19 protein-coding genes and 1 pseudogene are annotated in these 16,883 nt (G+C 38.0%); 12 read left to right on the forward strand and 8 right to left on the reverse strand.

From position 1 onward, the window contains the following. The first annotated feature begins 41 nt into the window (after nucleotides 1-41). From ACT4_RS05110 to ACT4_RS05120, 3 genes are all read left to right on the forward strand, one after another. Nucleotides 42-1,433 (forward strand): 3-oxoacyl-ACP reductase, encoded by a 1,392-nt coding sequence (locus tag ACT4_RS05110; RefSeq protein ID WP_007480250.1) that lies wholly within the window; start codon nucleotides 42-44, stop codon nucleotides 1,431-1,433. A gap of 66 nt (nucleotides 1,434-1,499) precedes the next feature. Further along, on the forward strand, nucleotides 1,500-2,354 hold the full coding sequence (locus tag ACT4_RS05115) for a MaoC/PaaZ C-terminal domain-containing protein (RefSeq protein ID WP_007480252.1): 855 nt from the start codon (nucleotides 1,500-1,502) through the stop codon (nucleotides 2,352-2,354). 79 nt (nucleotides 2,355-2,433) lie between these two features. Next, nucleotides 2,434-3,687 carry a serine hydrolase gene (locus tag ACT4_RS05120; protein WP_007480254.1) on the forward strand — a complete coding sequence of 418 codons (1,254 nt, stop codon included), beginning with the start codon at nucleotides 2,434-2,436 and terminating at the stop codon, nucleotides 3,685-3,687. Here ACT4_RS05120 and ACT4_RS05125 read toward each other — a convergent pair. Together ACT4_RS05125 and ACT4_RS05130 are read right to left on the reverse strand one after the other, a co-directional pair. Next, nucleotides 3,684-4,209, reverse strand: a pseudogene (locus ACT4_RS05125) (GNAT family N-acetyltransferase). The gene ACT4_RS05120 and the pseudogene ACT4_RS05125 overlap by 4 nt on opposite strands. Then, complete coding sequence (locus ACT4_RS05130) at nucleotides 4,210-4,794, reverse strand: TetR family transcriptional regulator (protein WP_007480257.1); 585 nt, start codon at nucleotides 4,792-4,794, stop codon at nucleotides 4,210-4,212. 126 nt (nucleotides 4,795-4,920) lie between these two features. Here ACT4_RS05130 and ACT4_RS05135 point away from each other — a divergent pair, with 126 nt between their 5' ends. Continuing rightward, a complete protein-coding gene (locus ACT4_RS05135) occupies nucleotides 4,921-6,411 on the forward strand; it encodes an MFS transporter (RefSeq protein ID WP_007480258.1) in 1,491 nt (496 codons plus the stop codon). Between the two features lie 40 nt (nucleotides 6,412-6,451). On the opposite strand, the gene ACT4_RS05140 is transcribed toward ACT4_RS05135, so the two are convergent. Both ACT4_RS05140 and ACT4_RS05145 read right to left on the reverse strand, forming a co-directional pair. Further along, nucleotides 6,452-7,045 carry a nucleoside triphosphate pyrophosphatase gene (locus tag ACT4_RS05140; RefSeq protein ID WP_007480260.1) on the reverse strand — a complete coding sequence of 198 codons (594 nt, stop codon included), beginning with the start codon at nucleotides 7,043-7,045 and terminating at the stop codon, nucleotides 6,452-6,454. Continuing rightward, complete coding sequence (locus ACT4_RS05145) at nucleotides 7,045-7,428, reverse strand: DUF2237 family protein (RefSeq protein WP_004878785.1); 384 nt, start codon at nucleotides 7,426-7,428, stop codon at nucleotides 7,045-7,047. The genes ACT4_RS05140 and ACT4_RS05145 overlap by 1 nt, the downstream gene beginning before the upstream one ends. Nucleotides 7,429-7,567: 139 nt before the next feature. On the opposite strand from ACT4_RS05145, the gene ACT4_RS05150 reads away from it, so the two are divergent. Further along, nucleotides 7,568-8,755, forward strand: a complete 1,188-nt coding sequence (locus tag ACT4_RS05150; protein ID WP_007480262.1) for a phosphoglycerate kinase — start codon at nucleotides 7,568-7,570, stop codon at nucleotides 8,753-8,755. Nucleotides 8,756-8,908: 153 nt separating this feature from the next. Further along, a complete protein-coding gene (locus ACT4_RS05155; protein ID WP_004878790.1) occupies nucleotides 8,909-9,151 on the forward strand; it encodes a hypothetical protein in 243 nt (80 codons plus the stop codon). A 47-nt stretch (nucleotides 9,152-9,198) separates the two neighbouring features. Here ACT4_RS05155 and ACT4_RS05160 read toward each other — a convergent pair whose 3' ends face one another. Beyond that, complete coding sequence (locus ACT4_RS05160) at nucleotides 9,199-9,582, reverse strand: hypothetical protein (protein WP_007480263.1); 384 nt, start codon at nucleotides 9,580-9,582, stop codon at nucleotides 9,199-9,201. 197 nt (nucleotides 9,583-9,779) lie between these two features. On the opposite strand from ACT4_RS05160, the gene ACT4_RS05165 reads away from it, so the two are divergent. From ACT4_RS05165 to gspM, 5 genes are all read left to right on the forward strand, one after another. Further along, the gene (locus ACT4_RS05165) at nucleotides 9,780-10,358 is read left to right on the forward strand and encodes a nitroreductase (RefSeq protein WP_007480264.1); all 579 of its coding nucleotides are present in this window, start codon (nucleotides 9,780-9,782) and stop codon (nucleotides 10,356-10,358) included. Nucleotides 10,359-10,398: 40 nt separating this feature from the next. Further along, entirely contained in the window at nucleotides 10,399-11,472 is a 1,074-nt protein-coding gene (locus ACT4_RS05170; RefSeq protein ID WP_004878794.1) for an NAD(P)H-dependent glycerol-3-phosphate dehydrogenase, read from the forward strand. 205 nt (nucleotides 11,473-11,677) lie between these two features. Beyond that, nucleotides 11,678-12,133 (forward strand): histidine phosphatase family protein, encoded by a 456-nt coding sequence (locus ACT4_RS05175; RefSeq protein WP_004878795.1) that lies wholly within the window; start codon nucleotides 11,678-11,680, stop codon nucleotides 12,131-12,133. A gap of 41 nt (nucleotides 12,134-12,174) precedes the next feature. After that, entirely contained in the window at nucleotides 12,175-13,314 is a 1,140-nt protein-coding gene (gene gspL / locus ACT4_RS05180) for a type II secretion system protein GspL (RefSeq protein WP_007480266.1), read from the forward strand. Beyond that, nucleotides 13,314-13,793, forward strand: a complete 480-nt coding sequence (gene gspM, locus ACT4_RS05185) for a type II secretion system protein GspM (protein ID WP_007480268.1) — start codon at nucleotides 13,314-13,316, stop codon at nucleotides 13,791-13,793. Before gspL ends, gspM begins: the two co-directional genes overlap by 1 nt. Before the next feature lie 115 nt (nucleotides 13,794-13,908). On the opposite strand, the gene ACT4_RS05190 is transcribed toward gspM, so the two are convergent. The 3 genes from ACT4_RS05190 to ACT4_RS05200 form a co-directional block, all read right to left on the reverse strand. After that, the gene (locus ACT4_RS05190) at nucleotides 13,909-14,610 is read right to left on the reverse strand and encodes a response regulator transcription factor (protein WP_023013729.1); all 702 of its coding nucleotides are present in this window, start codon (nucleotides 14,608-14,610) and stop codon (nucleotides 13,909-13,911) included. 201 nt (nucleotides 14,611-14,811) lie between these two features. Continuing rightward, entirely contained in the window at nucleotides 14,812-15,411 is a 600-nt protein-coding gene (locus ACT4_RS05195; protein WP_007480271.1) for a phage tail protein, read from the reverse strand. Nucleotides 15,412-15,460: 49 nt separating this feature from the next. Further along, the gene (locus ACT4_RS05200) at nucleotides 15,461-15,817 is read right to left on the reverse strand and encodes a LuxR family transcriptional regulator (protein ID WP_007480273.1); all 357 of its coding nucleotides are present in this window, start codon (nucleotides 15,815-15,817) and stop codon (nucleotides 15,461-15,463) included. Between the two features lie 235 nt (nucleotides 15,818-16,052). Between ACT4_RS05200 and ACT4_RS05205 the strand changes: the two genes are divergently transcribed. Next, nucleotides 16,053-16,883, forward strand: an 831-nt coding sequence (locus ACT4_RS05205; RefSeq protein WP_007480274.1) for an ESPR-type extended signal peptide-containing protein, incomplete at its 3' end; no start/stop codon positions are given.

The raw sequence follows: 16,883 nt of genomic DNA on the forward strand, positions 1-16,883 counted from the left end.
ATGTGTTTGTAAAAAATTCATTTGTATGAGAGATAATAATCATGACCGATCAATACCAAGCATTTACACAATCGCCTTTGGGTAAATTTGTTGTAAAAAATTTAGGTTTACCATCGCCAGTAACGTTAGATCGTTTTGAAAGTGCTCAACCTGTTGTGAATGGTGCAGTATTGCTTGGCGCAGCGCCTTCAAGCACGATTTCTGCTGCTATTGCTCAGGTTCTTAGCAATATTCATGCAGATAGCTATGTGGGTAATAATGTTGAGTTACAACAAACCGCGGCGAAAGTTGGTTTAAGCCTTCGTCCTTTAAATGCAGATGATAAAGAGTCTAAGTTTAAAGCAGTTGTATTTGATGCTTCCGGTATTCAAGATTCAGAACAGCTTAAAGAGTTGTATAACTTCTTTAACCCAATTGCTCGCCAGATTTCTAGTTCTGGTCGTGTAATTGTAATTGGTACAACGCCTGAAACTGCAAAGACAGTAAAACAAGCGATTGCTCAACGTGCGCTTGAAGGTTTCATCAAATCAGTCGGTAAAGAGTTCAAAAAAGGCATCACTGCTCAAGTTGTTTATGTAGACCAAGGTGCAGAAGCAAATCTTGAATCTACGTTACGTTTCTTAATTTCTCCACGTTCTGCTTATGTTTCAGGTCAAGTGGTTCGTGTTTCTAAAGCAGACGTTGTTGATCTAGACTGGGCGAAGCCACTTGCTGGTAAGACTGCTTTAGTGACTGGTGCAAGCCGTGGTATTGGTGAAGCAATTGCAAACGTACTTGCTCGTGACGGCGCACACGTAATTTGCTTGGATGTACCACAACAGCAAGCTGATCTTGAGCGTGTTGCTGGTTCAATCGGTGGTTCTGTATTGGCAATTGATATTACTGCTGCGGATGCTGGCGAGAAAATCAAAACTGCTGCTGCAAAACAAGGTGGTTTAGACGTTATTGTTCACAATGCTGGTATTACTCGTGACAAAACTTTGGCAAACATGAAGCCAGAGCTTTGGGACTTAGTTATCAACATTAATTTATCTGCAATTGAACGCGTTAACGATTACTTACTATCAAATGATGGTTTAAATGCAAATGGTCGTATCGTTTGTGTATCATCAATCAGTGGTATCGCTGGTAACTTAGGTCAAACTAACTACGCTGTTTCTAAAGCGGGTGTTATTGGCTTAGTGAAATTTACTGCGCCTACATTGAAAAACGGTATTACGATTAATGCTGTTGCGCCTGGTTTCATTGAAACTCAAATGACTGCTGCGATTCCTTTTGCGATTCGTGAAGCGGGTCGTCGTATGAACTCAATGAACCAAGGTGGTTTACCTGTAGATGTTGCAGAGGCAATTGCTTGGTATGCATCTACTGGTTCAACAGGTGTTACTGGTAACGTTGTTCGTGTATGTGGTCAAAGCTTATTAGGTGCGTAAGCATTAGGGTTTTGAAGAGGGGTGCTTGTGCATCCCTTTTTTATAAAAAATATCAAAAGGTTGATTATGAACACACGTCATTTTAGTGAATTACCAAAACCTTATTTGGCTTATCCAAAAGTTATTCAGGGTTTAATTTTTAAAAAGCCAAAAGGCGAGAAAGTATTACCACAAGTTGAGTATGTGGTGGATACATTAAAAATTGATACCAAGCATTTAGAAAGCTATAACGAAATCTGTGGTTTTAAAAATGATGGTTTTGTGCCTGCGATCTATTTAGCCGTACTATCTCAAAGCCTACAAATGCATATGATGACAAGCGAAGCTTTCCCATTTGCAATTTTAGGTTTAGTTCATATCCGCAATCAGATCAAACAAATGCGTAAAATCGGTGTGAATGAACAAATCACATTGTCATGCAAGTTTGGTGAGCTGAAACCACATGATAAAGGTTTACAGTTTGATTTCATTACGACGGCGAAGGTTGGTGGTGAAGTTGTGATGGAAAGCCTGACAACATATCTGTCACGTCAGAAAGTTGAGAAAAAAGCGGCTGAGAAAGCGAAAGATACTCAAGAGCCCGCTTATCAACCGCAGGCTGAATGGAATATTTCAGAAAATACAGGCCGTCGCTATGCGTTGATTTCAGGTGATTTCAACTTAATTCATATTCATGCGGTGACTGCAAAAGCTTTTGGTTTTAAACAAGCAATTGCACATGGTATGTGGAGCAAAGCAAAAGCTTTAGCAAATGTGCAGCTTCCAGATGCTTATGAAGCAGACGTATGGTTTAAGTTACCAATGTACTTACCTTCAAAAGTTGAATTTTTAACTGCTACAGATGCTAAGCAAACTGACTTTTTAATTCGTAATGTTAAATCTAAGAAGCCACATGTTGCGGGTACTGTAAAAGCAATCTAAGCCATTATTCATATGTTCAATATCCCTTTTGTTGGCAAGAGGGATATTTAAAAATATAAATATCATAAGGATGCGTACATTGATTAAAGAGATTTTATTTGCCGACACACATAATTATCGTGGCAATGTTGATGACCGTTTTGTTGATCTAGCAACGCAATTTAGCCGTCTACAAGATGCGCGAAGTCATAAAGGTGGCGCAGCTTTAGTGGTGTATTTTAAAGGTCAAAAAGTTGTTGATATTTTCACGGGTAAGAAATCTCAGGATGAAGCTTGGCAAGCAGATACTTTGTCGATGTGCTATTCAACAGGAAAAGGAATTTTAGCCACGCTTGCACATATTTTAGTGAGCGAAGGCATACTGGATTATGATCTACCGATTGCACATTATTGGCCAGAGTTTGCACAAAATGGCAAGCAAGCAATAACTGTACGCCATGTACTGTCTCACCAAAGTGGTTTATTCGATATTCGAAATACCATTGAGACAGCAACAGAAATGTTGGATTGGTCACATATGCTAGATGTTATGGCTGCTGCTACACCACGCTTTTCAGCAGGACAAAGCTTTGCTTATCAACCGCTCACGTATGGTTGGATTATTGGTGGGGTTCTTGAGAAAGCAGCAAAACAGCCTTTAAGTTGGTTAATGCAACGCTATCTTGTACAGCCACTTGAGCTTGATGGTGCATATTTTGGTACGCCAACTTCGGAGTTGGGGCGTGTCGCACGGTTATTAGAGAAGCCTAAGTCTCAATCTCAAGCAAAACCGCAAGTACAAAAGCCTCAAGCCGCTCGTAAAACATCTTTATCAGAAAGATTGTTAGAGTTATCTGGGCAAAGTCCACAAGATTTCCAAGATGCGATGATTCCAAAAGGGATGCGTAATTTTAGTTTTTATAGTGATGCGGGTTTACAAGCGGTCATTCCTGCTGCAAATGGTGTTTTCACTGCAAATAGCCTTGCAAAAGTATACGCAATGCTTGCTAATCAAGGACAGTGGCAGGGGCAACAACTGATTTGTCCAGAAGTCTTTAAGCAATTGAGTACGGTACAAAGCAAGACTCGTGATCGAGTTATGCCGATTCCTATGCATTGGCGTTTGGGTTATCACCGTATCTTAACGATGGGCAAACGTGCACCGCATGGCTTCGGTCATGTTGGTTTTAATGGTTCAGGCGCATGGTGTGATCCAGATCGAGAACTAAGCTTTGCTTATACGCACAATTTTAATATTACTTCAGCTACGGGCGATTATCGTTTGTGGGGCTTGAGCCAAGAAACTTTACGTTGCGCAGATGAAATTCTAAAAGGAAGAAAAGGCTGGTTTTAAGTTAATTGGTCTAAATACGGAGGAATATGATAAATGACAGCGTCATATTTCCTCTCAGTCTTTTTATCTACAACTGCGCCACCTAAAAAACTCTGCCAGTTTTCGACTCGCATAATTATGAATGGCAACGGGATACAAGAAATATTTAGGTTGTATTTTTTCAGAAGCCCAGCGGAAAACTTCGTAAATTGACTCTTTGGCAAAACCTTGATTGTGATAGTCTTCTCTGATCCACAAACCTAGCTCTGGTGTGGGTGTTTGGGCGCGATGTACACCAATCAGACCAATAAAAATATGTGTTTCTTTACACCGTAAAACAAAGTGATGATCTGTACTCTCTGATTCGGCTAGCAGCGATTGCTGTCCAATTTGTTCTAACGCTTGAAAATTCTCAGCAGGTTCCCAAGCCATATAGCGAGTTAAGATTTTGGTAATACAAGAGTATATATCTACTAGATCATCCATTTGAAATACAAATAGATTGACTCTTGAACTTTGTAATATTGGTGATGTGTATTGCATCTATTTTCTAAATAGCTCTGCTTGTAAAATAGCTTCGGTATGGCGTTTAAAGTCTGCATCATTTAGACCATTCAGTCCTAATTTATATATACCTTCTAGACCGCAAACAAAAGCAATTAATCGCCAAGCAATGTCTTGGCTATCTGATTCAAAGTTAAATTCACCTTGGTTTTTACCCTCATTAATCATTCGGACAATTGAGCGATGCCAATCTTGCATTGCTAGATTATAGGCATGTTTAATTTCTAAATCTTGATCAATCAGGATTTCAGCTTCATTCCACAAACGGAGATAAGGCTGAATTTGCTCAATATTTTCACAACCCAATAAAAGAGAGACACGTTGTAAATAATTTACAGTATTTACTTGGTCTTCAATTTCATCGAGTTGTTGCATAAGTTTGATAAAAGCTTCTGCTTTAAGGTGAGAATTTGATGCAAAATGGTGATGAACTTGTCCTGTAGAGGTTTGTGCTTCGGTTGCAATACGGCGAACAGTCATCGCTGAAAATCCTTCATTTAAAGCAACATGCATGGCTGCTTGTAAAATCATTTCACGGCGTTGTTCTCGATTTAAATAAGCCATTTTTCTGACCAAAACTCGTTTTGTAAAAACAGATACAAATTAACTTATATTTTAAAGTTGGACAAGTGTTCAATTTTGCTTATAATTGCACCAATTTGAACAACTGTCCAAAATTTAGAGGCATTTATGTCACGCAAGTGGTTAATTCTTGCAATCATCGTATTGATCTATCTTCCTGTTTCGATCGATGCAACTGTTTTACATGTCGCTACACCTACATTGAGTGAGTCACTTGGACTATCGGCAAATGAGATGTTGTGGATCATTGATATTTATTCACTGGTTATGGCAGGGCTTATTTTGCCAATGGGTGCCTTGGGTGATCGCATCGGTTTTAAACGATTGATGCTTATTGGTGGTCTATTATTTGGTTTAGCGTCTTTAGCTGCTGCATTTTCACCAACAGCTTTGACTTTGATTGCATCAAGAGCATTACTCGCCGTTGGTGCAGCAATGATTTTGCCAGCGACTTTATCTGCTGTACGTAATACTTTTTTAGATGAGAAAGAGCGTAACTTTGCTTTGGGTATTTGGGCGACTGTAGGTGGTGGTGGCGCAGCCTTTGGCCCATTGCTTGGTGGTTTTTTACTTGAGCACTTTCATTGGGGATCAGTGTTCCTGATCAATGTTCCGATTATGATTGCTGTACTTGCTTTAACTGTCTTTGTGATTCCAAAGCAAATAGGGCAACCCAAACAAAGCTTGAACTTATTGCAAGCGCTTATTTTAGTTGTGGCTATTCTAAGTATGATTTATGCCATTAAATCAGTGCTGCATGGCTTTTCAATTTGGTCGGTACTGATTTTTGCTGTGGGTCTGGGTTTGTTGGTTGGGTTTGTACGTAAACAGTTAATTTCTGATGCTCCAATGATTGATATCCAATTGTTTAAGCATCCTGTGATTGCGACAGGCGTCATCATGGCCATTTTATCAATGATGGCTTTGGTTGGATTTGAGCTATTAATTTCTCAAGAATTACAGTTTGTTTATCAGCTTTCACCACTTGCGGCAGGCGCATTTATCTTGCCATTTATGATCGCCATTAGTTTGGGTGGGCCAATTGCAAGTTTGTTGGTGAATCGCTTTGGTCTACGCTCAGTTGCGTCACTTGGAATGTTAATGAGTGCGATTAGCTTATGGGGATTGGCGCATACAGATTTTATGAATGCACAAATATCGGCTTGGGCATTGATGGTGGTTTTGGGCTTAAGTGTGGAAATTGCATTATTGTCGTCTACCTCAGCAATTATGTCTTCTGTACCTCCGAGTAAAGCGACAGCAGCAGGAGCAATCGAAGGAATGGCGTATGAATTAGGAGCTGGTCTGGGAATTGCCTTTTTCGGTTTGATGCTTTCATGGTTTTATGCCAACTCAATTATTATTCCAAATGAGTTGCCACATGCATTCATTGAGCAGGTGAGTGGTTCAATCGGAGAGGCAATGCAAGTCGTCAAACAGTTACAGCCTGCGCTTGCTGAAACAGTCATTGATGCCGCGAAACAAGCATTCAGTCAATCACACCGTTCTGTTCTGAATGTCGCTGCATTCCTGTTTTTTATATTGTCTATATTTATTTGGTTTGCTTTACCAAAGAAAGTGACTGTTGTTGAAGAATAAAGATTACCCTTAGTTTGATCATTCAAGCTAAGGGTAATCTTCACGGAGCATTTAATTCGAATTTCCGCAAAATCTTGCATAACTGAATCATAGGTAGCCCCATCAACGTGGTTTGATCATCACCCTGCATTTTCTCAAATAAGCTAATACCCAAGCTTTCACATTTAAAACTGCCTGCACAATGCAAGGGTTGGTCTATGTCAATGTAGCGTTCGATTTCAGCTAAAGTGAGTTCTCTGAATTTGACTTGATAATGTTCTACAAGCGTGGTTTCAAAGCCAGATTGCAAATGTTGAACACTGAGCGCCGTACTAAAAAACACAGTTTTCCCTGAGTTTTTTAGTAATTGTTGAATGGCATTCTCAACAGTTAATGGTTTACCAATAAAGTCATAGGGTGCATGTTCACGCCACGCCACTTGATCAGAGCCAATGACAATGGCATTAGGATGCTCTGTGGAAATAACATGAGCTTTCTCATATGCCAATCGTTTAGCTAAATCATCAGCATGTAATTCACCCATTGCAGATTCATCAATATCAGGTGAAATACAGCGATATTCCAAACGTAAACGATCCATCAAATCTTTACGGGTTTGGCTACTAGAAGCCAAGATCAATTCTAATGGCTTCATTAGACCGCATATTCCACAAGAATATTGAGTGGTACATAGTGTAAAACAGCATTATGGCAAGCATTCAGCTTAATTGGAGGTGCATGTCCTGCTTCATAAGCCTCAACCCAACGGGTCACACAAATACACCAGAAGTCACCTGGTTTTAGGCCTGGAAAACCTACTTCGGGTAATGGAGTAATTAAGTCATTACCAACTTTTTGTGAGAAATTAAGAAAATCTGAAGTCATTTGGGCGCACATGGTGTGCTGACCTAGATCAGTAACTGCCGTATGGCAAAAACCGTTACGAAAATACCCAGTGATTGGGTCATAACAACAGCTGGATAAAGGTTCGCCAAGCACATTTAAGCGATTAATTTTAGGATCAGGATGAATAGACATAATAATATATAGATTTAATGACGATGATTATCATAATCAAAAGTGAAGCTTTAGACAGCTTTTCTGCAAAAAAACTCACCTTTATTTCAGAGAATCATTTAAAATTGTGCCGTTTTTAAAATCAACTAGAGAGCCATCCATGAATTTTCAGCGCATGACTGACCTTGATTTAGCAGGTAAACGTGTTCTTATTCGTGAAGACTTAAACGTTCCTGTAAAAAATGGGGAAATTACTAGCGATGCACGTTTACGTGCTGCATTGCCAACCATTAAAGCTGCTTTAGAAAAAGGCGCAGCAGTTATGGTGTTTTCTCATCTTGGTCGTCCTGTAGAGGGTGAGCCAAAACCAGAACAATCACTTGCTCCTGTAGCTGCGTATTTAACAAAAGCTTTAGGCCAAGAAGTAAAATTATTTACTGATTATTTAGATGGTGTTGAAGTCGAAGCAGGTCAAGTTGTATTGCTTGAAAACGTTCGTTTCAATCATGGCGAAAAGAAAAATAACGAAGAGCTTGCTAAAAAATATGCAGCACTTTGTGACGTATTCGTCATGGATGCATTTGGTACAGCACACCGTGCAGAAGCTTCAACTGAAGGTGCAGCACGCTTTGCTCAAGTTGCTGCGGCGGGTCCTTTGTTGGCAGCTGAATTGGATGCTTTAGGTCGTGCAATGCAAACACCTGAAAAGCCAATGGTTGCAATTGTTGCGGGTTCTAAAGTTTCAACCAAACTCGATGTACTGAATTCACTTTCTACAATCTGTGATCAATTGATCGTCGGTGGTGGTATTGCAAACACATTCTTAGCTGCGGCTGGTTTCAATGTGGGTAAATCACTTTACGAAGCTGATTTAGTTGAAACAGCAAAACAAATTGCTGCAAAAGTAAGTGTGCCATTACCAACTGATGTCGTGGTTGCTGATGCAACTCAAATTGACTTCAGTGACTTTTTGGGTTCTTTAGCAAATGCTCAAGCAGTTGTTAAGAAAGTAGAAGATGTTGCAGATACTGACATGATTTTAGATGTTGGCCCTGAAACTGCTAAAGCTTTTGCTGAGATCTTAAAAACTTCAAAAACGATTCTTTGGAATGGCCCAGTAGGTGTATTTGAAGTTGATCAATTTGGTGAAGGGACGAAAGCACTTTCATTGGCGATCGCTGAATCAGCTGGTTTCTCAATTGCAGGTGGTGGTGATACGCTTGCTGCGATTGATAAATATGAAGTTGCTGATCAAATTGGTTATATCTCAACAGGTGGTGGAGCTTTCTTAGAATTTGTAGAAGGCAAAACTTTACCTGCTGTTGCTGTTTTACTCGAACGTGCTTAATTGCGTTAATCGATTGATTTATAATAAAAGATAGAACTAAAGAGCTGATGTAAATCGGCTCTTTTACTTTTGCATTACAAAGTAGTCATAAAATTGTCATATATTTGAAATATGATTGTCATCAACTTAACCAAGTAACTGTGGAAAGCCGTGATGAAATTTAAATTAACTCTTGCCGCTTTAATCATTGCACCAATCATGTTAACTGCATGTGCAAAAAAAGAAGAAGCGAATAATGCTGAACAGCAAGAACAAGCAGCTTCAACTGTAGCAACACAGACTACTCCAGAACAACAAGCTGCGATCGATGCGATCGATAAACCGAATTTAGATGAAAAGAATACTGATGTTGTAGAAGGTGCAGCATCAGAAGTAGCAGCGAGCGAAGCTCAGTAAGCTATTTTGACATAAAAAGCCGATGTGATTACATCGGCTTTTTTTATTTAAGCATTTGGTTTGCAGTAGAATGTTAGGGTGGTTTGATAATCATCATCTTTAGCCAAAGACGCATTTTTACCAGTCAATGTTCCAATGACACCTGCGGCGGCTTCAACCATTTTCCCTGTTTGCTCATCGACTACACCTTTTAATACACCTTGATAAGTCGTTTTCTCATCTACCACGACAGGTGATGTATTTTTAGTACACGTTTTTTGTGCTGCACTTATTGCGTTATTTTTTGAAATGAGATTAGTTTTGCCAATTCCAGTCACTTCATATTGATTATTTTCTTTTTGAATCGCGATGGTGTTGGTTGGTGTAGATGCGCATGCTGTTAATCCAAGTGCTAAGCCACCTAATACACTCATCATCAAAGTTTTTTTCATTGCTTTTTCTCTAGTTACTACATAATTGTTTTATTTGAACATACAACTTTTGATTGCTTTAGCTGATTATGTACAGTTTATGCTGAGGGTCTGTTAAATTTTTAAAATTGATCGTGAAGCGCGTAGGGGATAAGTAGTGGAGATTAGGTATATTATGCTAATCTAGTGAAATCCTTGTGTTAGTTAGATTCATGTCAATGACGGACTCAAATATCGAGACAATTCATCAAAATATCCATCAACGTCAATCTATTGGTCAACTCGTTGAGCCAGCTCCAAATTCAGAACAACTCGAAAAAGCTGTCCAAGCTGCATTAACTGCACCAGACCACCATCGTTTGAAACCAACTCGTTTTGTGATTATTACTCCAGAGCAAAGGGCTGCATTTGGTGAGCAGTTAGCCAATGCTTTAGCTGATTTAGGTGAGACAGATTCATCTCAGTTGGACAGGGTAAAACAACATCCGTTCCGTGCTCCGATGTTAGTACTCGCTTTAACTACGATACAAGATCATCCTAAAGTTCCTCATTTTGAACAGATTCTTAGTACAGGTGCTGCGATTCAAAACTTCTTGCTTTCTTTACAAGCGCAAGGTTTTGCAAGTATGTGGCGTTCTGGCGCAGTGGTTGAATCAAACTGGTTAAAACAGCAACTTGGCTTAAAAGAGCAAGATCTCATTTCAGGCATTATTTATGTTGGAACGGCAGCAAAAGCAATTCCACCACGTGCTGAAATTGATAGCCAAGTATTCATGAAAACATGGCAAGCGACTTAAAATTTATTTTAGATTTAAAAATAGAGTTTCAGGATAAAAAATGACAGAGTTAAAATTTAGTGATTTAGTTGAGCCTGTTGCGGTCGATCAAAAAACAGCATTAAGAATCACCGTGTTGGGTGGCGGCAGTTTTGGTACTGCTATGGCAAATTTAGCAGTACGTAATGGTTGCGATACCATGATTTGGATTCGTGATGCTGCTGCGGCTGAAGAGATCAATCAAACGCATATCAATAAACGTTATTTACCTGATTATCCATTAGAACCTGCATTACGTGCAGTTGCCGACTTAGAGCTTGCAGTAAGAGATCGTGACATTATTCTGGTTGCAATTCCGAGTCATTCATTCCGTGATGTATTAAAACAAATTGCGCCGTTTATTACCTCGCAAGCTGTGGTTTCACTCACGAAAGGAATTGAAGCGAAAACTTTTAGCTTCATGAGCGATATTATTCGTGAAGAATTACCTGAAGTCCCTTATGGGGTTTTGTCGGGTCCGAATTTGGCAAAAGAAATTATGGCAGGTATGCCATCAGGTACAGTGATTGCGAGTGAATCTGAATTGGTTCGCTATGCTGTGCAGCATGCGTTGCACAGTGCTTTATTCCGTGTATTTGGTAGTGATGATGTACATGGTGTAGAGCTTGGTGGTGCGTTAAAGAATATTTATGCCGTGGCGATGGGAATGGGTGCGGCATATAACATTGGTGAAAATACCAAGAGTATGATTTTGACCCGTGCTTTGGCTGAAATGAGTCGTTTTGCGGTTAAGCAAGGTGCTAATCCATTAACTTTCTTGGGATTGTCAGGTGTTGGTGATTTATTTGCAACCTGTAATAGTCCACTAAGCCGAAATTATCAAATTGGTTTTGCTTTAGGTTCAGGTAAAACATTGGATGACGCAACCAAAGCTTTAGGACAAACGGCTGAGGGGATCAATACAATTGTTCAAGTTCGTGCTAAAGCGGAAGAACTTGATGTGTATATGCCAATTACTAATGCTTTATATGAAGTTATTTTTGAAAATGCGCCACCGATGACGATCGCTTTATCTTTGATGAAAAATGGTCATCGTAGTGATGTGGAGTTCGTACTACCTCATCATGAAGTGTAGGATGTCTTTTAGGTCTTTCTCGCAAACAAAGATACTGGCAATGAAATATCTTTTAATTGGTATTATCCCAATCTTTTAAGCTAAGGTTGGGATAAAAAATAGATCTATTGGCTCTTTTTAGAAAGGGCCTGGTAAAGTGATGATAGATTTATCAAATTGTCATCAATCATAGTTAAAATATAGAGATAAGAAATAAGGTATTTTTATGCAACTCACTTTAGTTCGTCACGGTGAAGCTTCTCCAGCTATTGATGGTGATGATATCAAGCGTCCATTAACACCGCGTGGACATCAGCAAGCTGATCAAACAGGACATTTTTTAAAAGATGTCATTCGACCTGAGATTTTTATTGTAAGTCCTTTACTGCGTGCTCAAGAAACATTGTCACATATTAAGGCACACTTTGAAGGTATTCCTGTTTTAATATGCGATAAAATTAAACCTGATGATGATGCTAAAGATGCGATAGAATGGTTGTCAAAACTACCATATGAATCTATTGCAGTTGTATGTCATATGAATGTCGTAGCGCATATTGCAGAACAATTAACACATGAAAGTTTTAATCCATTTGCATTAGCCGAAGCGCGTATTTATGATCAGACTGTGATTGCAAATGGCTTATCGACACAAAAGAAACGTTTTACGCCAACAATATAAATTTTATCTATCCTAAGCGGATAAAAGGGTAATTAAAACCGATGCTGTATATATGGATGCCCGAAACCAATGGAACATGGTATTGGTCGGCAGGGGAAAATTGGTTCGTCGCTGAAAGTCTTGAACAACTCATTCAAGATCTACAAGAGCATCAAGGGAAAGAGACGACTGTTTTTTTCCCGAGTCGAAATGCTCAAATCTTGCAACAAACAATGATGAAAGCACATTACAAACAGTTGGGGCAAGAAGGAATAAAATACCTCCTTGAAGAGTTTGTAACTTTACCTATTGATCAAATGAAAGTCGTTCATCATTTTCAAAATGATCAACTTAATATTTTAGGTGTAGCTCAATCATCCATTGAAACTTGGCAGCATGCTTTAAGTTTATTACCTATTCAAATTGTTGCTTTTTTACCTGACTTTTTGATGTTACCTGAACCAGAACAAGCCGAAGTTGTGATCGCAAATATTTACGATCATTTGCTTGTTCGAGAAAATCTTTGGTCTGGTAACTCTGTTGATGACTTAGGTCTATTTCTTGAGTTTCAAGCACCAGAAACTCAATACAAGTTTGCTAATCTCAATATTCAACAATTAGATAGTTTGGCAACTGCTTCGAGTAAAGATCAGCGCAGTGAGTTTAGTTACCAATTTCAGCAGTTACAACGACCTAGACAGCATCCGTTTAATGTTTTTCCAAAAGCAAAAAATGCTGATGTGCAATGGTCTGGTTACTGGAAAGCTGCTGCAATCGTTTTTATCGCCGTAATTTTCGTTCAGTTGACTTATGATGGTTTACGCTGGGCTAAGCTCAAAAAGGTGGCGGATCAAACAGCAGCCCAAGCGATTGATCAGTATAAATATTGGTTTGGTGAAAACAGTCGTGTAACTGAACAAAATATAAAAAGTCAGTTTGAAAGCCAGCTCAGAATGAGCCAGTTAGGTGATACGCAAGCATTGTCACTGTTGAGTCGTGTAGGTCCGATTCTAATGCAAAAACAAATCCTTGCTCAGCAAGTGAATTACGATGCATCTGAATTGACGATGTCATTGAAAGCCAAATCATCGGATGATTTACAAGCATTAACTCAACAGTTGAATCAACAAGGATTTCAGGCTGAATTAGGTAATGTACAAGCCGATACAGTAGGTGCAATCGGGGTGGTAAAAGTAAAATAATGAAAGCATTTACAGGAATACAAAACTTTTTTGATCAAAAGGTTGAAGCAGTCAATCAGTATTTACAGGGTTTGTCTGTTCGTGAACGTGTTATGGTGGTTTTCACGGCAATATTTTTAACAGTTGTGATTATCGGTTCTGCACTTTGGAAAATGCATTCTTTAGCAGATCAGCAACAGACACGTTTAAATGAACTTAAAGATTTAACGGTTTGGATGCAGAGTAATGCTGCAACGATGAAGCCTGCGAATGATCTTGATCTTACACCAGCAGATAAAATTCAACGGACTGCTCAACAGCAGGGCCTAGCAGTTTCATCACAACAAAGTGGTGAGCAAATCCAAATCGTCGCAGAACATCAAAATTATGCTGTGCTTGCTAATTTTTTAATGCAATTGTCTCAGATGGGATTAAGTATTCAAAAAATGGAAATGGTTTCTAATAATAATCAAATTAAATTATCAGCGACTGTTGAATAATTTAATTTTCAGAAGCCTTTGAAATATATTTAATTGAGGTGTTATTTAGTAATAAATGCACCTTTATTTATTTTAAAAATTAAGTGAATTTTATTTAATAAAAATTGTATTTATTTTAAAAAAGACCAAGAGAATATGCGATTTTAATGGCTTTAGAGCGACTATCGACTGAAAGTTTACTGTAAATGTTGCGTAAATGTGCTTCGATGGTATACCGTGATAAGCCTAATTCATTTGCAATATCTTGATTGTTAAACCCTTGAGTCACAAATTCTAAAATTTCTAACTCTCTTGTAGATAGATTTTCAGGAGAATGTTCAAGCTTAATTGGCTGTCTTAGTCTTGCTGATAAAATGATACGCACTAAAAATGGATCAATAGGAATTCCACCTTGTAAAATCTGCTTGATTGACATTGTAACTTCAACATCATTTCTTTCTTTTAATAAATAACCAGTCGCTCCTGCATGAATTGCAGTCAAGACGGCGTCTTTTGTATCCCATTCAGAGATAACCAATATTAAAGTATTCGAATTCTGTTGTTTCAGGGTTTGAATAAGCTTAGTTCCATTTCCATCAGGTAGGTTTAAATTAACTAAGGCAAAAGCAACTCTGTTTTCTTTAACAATAGAAATAGCGTCTTTAAGGGTATTTGAAATGATCAAATCACTATTTTTATAATTTAATTTAATTAATAAGTTTGTTAACCTATTTTGAAGTTTTTGGTCTTCTTCTGCAATTAACACGGGTTTAGGCAAGATGGTGCTCAAGATATTTTTGTCAAATATATCTTGCCTTTCCTGTAGTTGCTCAACCATGATTTTATTCTATTGTTATCTGTGTTTAATTATTATAAACATATGGTATTTATTTTCTATATCTTTGTTAAATAATTTTAATAATATTTGATCTTAATTTTATTTGTTAGTTTGTTTTAATATGTTTTTTAATAATTGTTTATGTAGTGATAATGAGTTTCTATTTAAATGATTATCAATAAATAGAAACCCATTTATAAATTAAGAACGAGAAGGGTAAATACCTTGCAAACTAATAATGTAATAAAGCACAAGATAAGGGTTTGTGATATCGACAGGAATACTGCCACCTGCAATTGATGTATTTTGTTGAGGTAATGGTATGTTCGCAGGCGAACTTACAGGCTTCATATTCATCAATTGGCTTGGATTTTGAGTAAAAGTATCAAAAATACCGCCTGTAGTTGGATCATTTGCATTTGCCCACACAGCATTTGTTGGATCACTTGTATTTCCTCCACCGTTGCTTGCTTGCAATGTTAAAGAGATTGCAGTTGAAACGGTTTCAGCAGGGACAATGTGATTATGTGCAGGCAAGTTGGCAACAGTTAAGGTCGTACTGCTATGACCAGCACTTTGACCCAATTGATTGGTATTATTGTGCCCCATTGCAAAACGACCACCTAAATTTGGAAGAGCAAAAGTAGTTCGACCATCACCACCATAAGTTGTGCCTAACAAGCTGAACAAAGCTTGGTATTGTGCTATAGGTAGTAGCTGTCCATTACATGCTGCCCATCCCTGAGGGACAAAAGTATATGGAACAAGAATAATTTCCCCTAAATATGGATCTGCGCTCATAATTTTTACCTATTATTTTCTTGAAAAGTTGTTGATGTTTATGTGCCATTTAATTAAAGGAAATTTGTTTTTGTTTGGATATCCCCAAAATATCGTATTTTTCTTGCAAGCCTTTTAATTTTTTATTTATTGATTTTCTATGGCTATAGATTGTTTCGATGGTTAAGTTGAGTTCATAAGCAATGTCTTCACTACAATAATCTTGGGCCAGTAGTTCAATAATTGTATGTTCTCTCGGTGTAAGCGTATTCAATAACTCTAAATAATAAGGTGAAAATTGAATGAGGCTAGCACGATGATGAATTTGCAGTTTTTGATAAATTTTTTCTTGATGTGTTGAGACTGTGCGATCACTGATACAAAGTTTTGCTGCAATTTCTTTAATTCTCAAACCATGAGCTAACATTTAAAAAAATTTCATGTTCTCTATGACTTAATAATCTAGGGTTGTTCATATAATTTCTCACTTGATGCGTCGTTGTTGTTTTCTGCTTGGTTATTAAAAGGCAAGTATATAAATTAGACATCATTGAAATTTGTTATTTAAAGGTTTTTTTAATTTATACCAAATTTCAACGATTCATTATTTTAGAAAATATTCTCTAATTTATGTATTTATACTCACAAAAGTAGGGAATAACATGAACCATATCTTTAAAAAAATTTGGAGCAAAGCTCAAGGGTGCATCATTGTCGTATCAGAAAATGCTAAAGGTGAGGGGAAGACCAATAAATCGATATCTGTTTCAAAAACATTAGTTAGTATTAAAAATACAAATAATTTAAATAGTATTGTCTTGAAGCCAATGACGATGGCGATTAGCTTAATTTTGGCAACAATATATTCCCAACAAACATTTGCTGAGCAGGTAATTACCTGTGGTGCGCAAGGTGCAAATACCAATCCGAGTATTGCAACAGCTGGGCTAAATAACTCGATTATCTCTCCACAGTATTGGGGGACGCTGTATTGTTTAAACCAGCCCTCTGGAACACTAGTGTCTGATAACAAATTATTATATGACGATATGAATGTAACCATCAGCACTGATACTTTAAAAGTGGGGACTGGAGGGATAACATCTAAAGGTGCACTCGGAAATGATATCGGCAGTGGTGAAATCTCCTTTAACAGTAATAAGATTACCAATCTTGCAAATGGTACTTCTACAAATGATGCAGTGAATTATGGGCAGTTAAACTCTCTGGCCGCCGCTTTAGGCGGTGGAGCTGGTTTTACAAATGGTTTTTTTGGTAATCCCACATATACGATTCAAGGATCAAACTATAACAATGTAGGTACTGCATTTAATGCCGTAAATACTAAATTGACAAGTTTACAGAGCCAAATTGACAGTTTACCTACTGGCGCTGGTGCAGATGGTAAAAGTGCTTATGAAATAGCGCAAGATAATGGATTCACTGGCAATGAGACACAATGGCTGGCATCTCTAAAGGGCGATAAAGGCGAC

Source organism: Acinetobacter sp. NBRC 100985, assembly GCF_000241225.1.
Lineage (GTDB): Bacteria > Pseudomonadota > Gammaproteobacteria > Pseudomonadales > Moraxellaceae > Acinetobacter > Acinetobacter venetianus.